General features: G+C 75.1%; 4 protein-coding genes and 1 pseudogene. 1 reads left to right on the top strand and 4 read right to left on the bottom strand.

What is annotated here, in order from left to right; translation table 11 throughout:
- The 4 genes from EAD98_RS29135 to EAD98_RS29120 all read right to left on the bottom strand — a co-directional run.
- Positions 1-627: putative protein N(5)-glutamine methyltransferase (locus tag EAD98_RS29135; protein ID WP_121657167.1), on the bottom strand; the 627-nt coding region annotated here is incomplete at its 3' end.
- Positions 628-773: 146 nt separating this feature from the next.
- On the bottom strand, positions 774-1,892 hold the full coding sequence (locus EAD98_RS29130) for a cystathionine gamma-lyase (protein ID WP_121657166.1): 1,119 nt from the start codon (positions 1,890-1,892) through the stop codon (positions 774-776).
- An 8-nt stretch (positions 1,893-1,900) separates the two neighbouring features.
- Positions 1,901-2,908: an NAD(P)H-dependent glycerol-3-phosphate dehydrogenase gene (locus tag EAD98_RS29125; RefSeq protein ID WP_121657165.1), complete on the bottom strand. Its 1,008-nt coding sequence runs from the start codon at positions 2,906-2,908 to the stop codon at positions 1,901-1,903.
- Positions 2,905-3,642 carry a 1-acyl-sn-glycerol-3-phosphate acyltransferase gene (locus EAD98_RS29120; protein WP_121657164.1) on the bottom strand — a complete coding sequence of 246 codons (738 nt, stop codon included), beginning with the start codon at positions 3,640-3,642 and terminating at the stop codon, positions 2,905-2,907. The genes EAD98_RS29125 and EAD98_RS29120 overlap by 4 nt, the downstream gene beginning before the upstream one ends.
- Positions 3,643-3,769: 127 nt before the next feature.
- Here EAD98_RS29120 and EAD98_RS29115 point away from each other — a divergent pair.
- A pseudogene (locus tag EAD98_RS29115) lies at positions 3,770-3,995 on the top strand (2-phospho-L-lactate guanylyltransferase); the annotation flags it as partial.

The raw sequence follows: 3,995 nt of genomic DNA, 5'->3' as shown, positions 1-3,995 counted from the left end.
GCCGGGTCGCTGCCGGCGCAGCACCGCGAGGCCGTCCGGTCCGCCGTCGAGCGCCACCGGCGCCTCGTGCAGGCGCGCCTCGGCGGGCATCAGCGCCACCGCGTCGGTCGGCACGTACGGGGCGTTGGCGACCACCAGGTCCAGCCGACCCCGCCAGTGCTCCGGCAGCGGCGCGAACAGGTCGCCCTCGAACACCTCGGCGGCCAGCCCGGCGAGGTTGCGGCGGGCGCACGCCACGGCCGCCGGGTCGATGTCGGCGGCGGCCAGCCAGCGCGGCGCGAGCCGGTGCGCCAACGCGACGGTGGTGGCCCCGGAGCCGCAGCAGAGGTCGACCACGGCCGGCGCCGGGCCGGTCACCGCGGCCGCCGCCTCGACCAGCAGGGCGGTCCGGCCGCGCGGCACGAAGACTCCCGGGGCGACGGCGATCCGCAGGCCGCAGAACTCCGCCCAGCCGAGCAGGTGCTCCAGCGGTTCGCCGGCCACCCGGCGCTCGGTCAAATCGGCCAACGCCGCCGGGGTGTCGGCCGCGGCCAGCAGCAGGTCGGCCTCGTCCTCGGCGTAGACGCAGCCGGCGGTCCGCAGCCGGCGTACGAGGGCCGGCCGGTCGGTGGGGAACGGTGGTGCCATGGGATACCTCCGGGAAACGCTCGCCGGCGCTCCCGTGGCCGCTAGTGCGGCCGGGACACGGGAGGAAGCGCCGGTCCGGTCGGCTGACGGATCGGACTCACCTCCTCCGGTCGGGGCCCGCCGGTGCGGGCCGCCGACACGATAACTCAGGCCGATCCGGCGGCGTCCAGCGCGGCGGCGATGTCGGCCACCAGGTCGACCGTGTCCTCCACTCCGCAGGAGAGCCGGACGAAGCCGGGGGCGGTGTCGTCGCCCCACTGCGCCCGCCGGTCCGCGGTGGTGTGCAGGCCACCGAAGGAGGTGGCGGCCACCACCAGCCGGGCGGCCTCGACGAAACGGCTCACCCGGTCGGCGTCGCCCAGGTCGAACGAGAGCACCCCGGGCATCCGGCGCATCTGCGCCGAGGCCACCGGGTACGCGGGGTCGTCGGGGCGTCCCGGCCAGCGCAGGCCGGTCACGTCGGGCCGGCCGGCGAGCAGGTCGGCAACCGCGGCGGCGTTGGCGCTCTGCCGGGCCAGCCGCAGGTCGAGCGTGCCCAACGAGCGGTGCGCCAGCCAGGCGTCGAACGCGCCCGGCACCGAGCCGGTGGTGGTGCGCCAGCCCGTCACCGCCTCGATCAGCTCGGTCGACCGGCTGGCCACGTAGCCCAGCAGCAGGTCGGAGTGACCGGTGAGCGCCTTCGTGCCCGAGGCGACCACCAGGTCGGCGCCGAGGTCCAGCGGACGCTGGCCGAGCGGGGTCGCCGTGGTGTTGTCCACGGCGAGCAGCGCGCCGGCGGCGTGCGCCTGCTTTGCCAGGGCGGCCACGTCGACCACGTCCAGGCCCGGGTTGGCCGGGGTCTCCACCAGCACCAGCCGGACGCCCTCCAGCGACGGGTACGGCCCGACGGTCGGAACGAAGAGCACGCGGACGCCGATCGCCTCCAGCACGTCGGTGGCGAACGCGCGGACCGGGAAGTATCCGTCGGTGGGCAGCACCACGGTGTCCCCCGGGCGCAGCAGGGTGAGCAGCATCCCGGTGATGGCCGCCTGCCCGGTGGCGAAGACGCGGCAGTCGCCACCCTCCAGCTCCCCCACGGCCGCCTCCAGCAGCCGCCGCGTGGGATTGTCGGGGCGTCCGTAGCCGTTCGGCGAGCCGGCCGGGCCCTGCCACGGGTCGAGGTGGTACGGCGCGGCGAGGACCGGCCCGGGCAGGAAGGGGTCACCGGGCGCCGGCTCGGGCAGCCCGGCGTGCACACAGCGGGTGCCGTCACCCAGATCGCTCATCGGGTTCCTCACTCGTACGACTCGGGTTTGGCGGTCCGGCTCATCAGGGTGTCCACGGCGAGGCGGGGGTCCATCCCCTCGTGGCAGATCCGCTCGACCTGCTCGGTGATCGGCATCTCGACACCGTGCGCCCGCGCCAGGTCACGGATCGCCAGGCAGCTCTTCACACCCTCGGCGGTCTGTCGGGTGGCGGCCTGGGCCTGCTCCAGCGTCTCGCCCCGGCCCAGATGCTCGCCGAAGGTGCGGTTCCGGGCCAGCGGGGAGGAGCAGGAGGCGACCAGGTCGCCCATGCCCGCCAGGCCGGCGAACGTGATCGGATCAGCGCCGAGCGCCACACCCAGGCGGGCCGTCTCGGCCAGCCCGCGGGTCATCAGCATGGCCCGGGTGTTGTCGCCGAAGCCCATCGCGGTGGCGATGCCGTACGACAGGGCGATCACGTTCTTGACCGCCCCGCCCAGCTCGCAGCCGATCACGTCGTCGTTCGTGTACGGGCGCAGGTAGGGCGTCCGGATCGACGCCTGCACGAGCGCGGTGCGGTGGCTGTTCGTGCCGGCGACCACGGTGGCGGCCGGCTGCTCGGCGGCGATCTCCGGGGCCAGGTTCGGGCCGGAGACCACCACCACCCGGTCGGCGGCCACGCCGGCGGTCTCGACGATGACCTCGCTCATCCGCTTGGTGGTGCCGAGCTCGATGCCCTTCATCAGCGACACCAGGGTGGCGTCCGGGTGCAGGTGCCCGGTCCATTCGGCGAGGTTGCCGCGCAGGGTCTGCGACGGCACGGCCAGCACCACCAGTTCGGCGCCGGTGATCGCCTCGACGGCGTCGTGGGTGGCGGTGACCCGGCCCGGCAGCAGCAGGTCCGGCAGGTACTCCGGGTTGCGGCGCTCGGTGCGGATGCTCTCCGCCACCGGCGCGCGCCGGGCCCACACCGTCACGTCCCGCCCCGCGTCGGCGAGGATCTTGGCGAACGCGGTGCCCCAGGAGCCGGCGCCCAGGACCGCGACGTGCCCGGTCACGCCACACCACCCTGCTGCTGGCGCTCGGCGGACGGTCGGGCCGGCCGTTCCCACAGCGGTGGCGGGGTGCCACCACGAATCTCGGCGAGCATGTCGCGCAGCCGCAGCATGATGGCGTCCGTCATCTCCTCGAGGGTGGCCCGCGTCGGCGGGGCGCCCGCCCACCGGCTCAGATCGATCGGTTCGCCGGCGACCACGGTCACCGGGATCCGCGGGCGCAGGTTGAGCCGGGTGGTCCGCGGGTCGAAGATCCGCTCCGGCCCCCACATCACCAGCGGCACCACGGGCGCGCCGGTGGCCAGCGCCAGCCGGGCGGCGCCGGTCTTGGCCTTCATCGGCCACAGCTCCGGCTGCCGGGTGGTGGTGCCCTCCGGGTAGATCACCACCGCGCCGCCCTCGTCGAGCGCGGCGACCGAGGCGTCCAGCGAGCGGACCGCGTCCACGCTGCCCCGCTCGACCGGGATCTGCCGGCACCGGTGCAGGATCCAGCCGATCACCGGCACCCGGAACACGCTGGCCTTGCCCAGGTACTGCGGCCACCGGCCGGAGTCGTAGACGAAGTGCGCGGACACCAACGGGTCGGCGTGCGAGATGTGGTTGGCGACGATGATCATGCCGCCGTCCCGGCCGAGGTGCTCCATGCCGCGCCAGGTACGCCGGGTCCAGACGGTCATCACCGGCTTCACCAGCGCCACGGCGAACCGTTGCCAGAACCCCAGCCTCCGCCGTGCCACTGTGCCTCCTCGTCCCGCCCCGACCCCGCCGCGAACCCCGCTCGCGACGCCCGCAGCGGAAATCATGCCTGCTCGCCCCCGGTACGGCCAGCGAGGGTCCCGCCGTCCGGCTGGCAGGATTGCCGACGTGAGTCAGTCGGGGTGGGCCGTGGTGGTGCCGGTGAAGCGTCTGACCGCAGCCAAGAGCCGGTTGCGGGGCGCGCTGCCCGGCGTACCGCACGAGGAGCTGGCGCTGGCCCTGGCGGCTGACACACTCCGCGCGGTGCTGGCCTGCCCGGCGGTCGCCGAGGTTCTGGTGGTGACCGACGACGCCCGGGTGGCGGCGGCGGCGCGGACCGCCGGCGCACGGGTGC

This window comes from Micromonospora sp. CV4 (assembly GCF_003667455.1).
GTDB lineage: Bacteria > Actinomycetota > Actinomycetes > Mycobacteriales > Micromonosporaceae > Micromonospora.
The sequence above is the reverse complement of the archived record's forward strand: the minus strand, read 5'-3'. Positions and strand labels throughout refer to the sequence as shown.

Excerpts from the sequence above, each read along its gene's own strand:
- EAD98_RS29130 (WP_121657166.1), bottom strand. The coding sequence starts at position 1,892 with ATGAGCGATCTGGGTGACGGCACCCGCTGTGTGCACGCCGGGCTGCCC.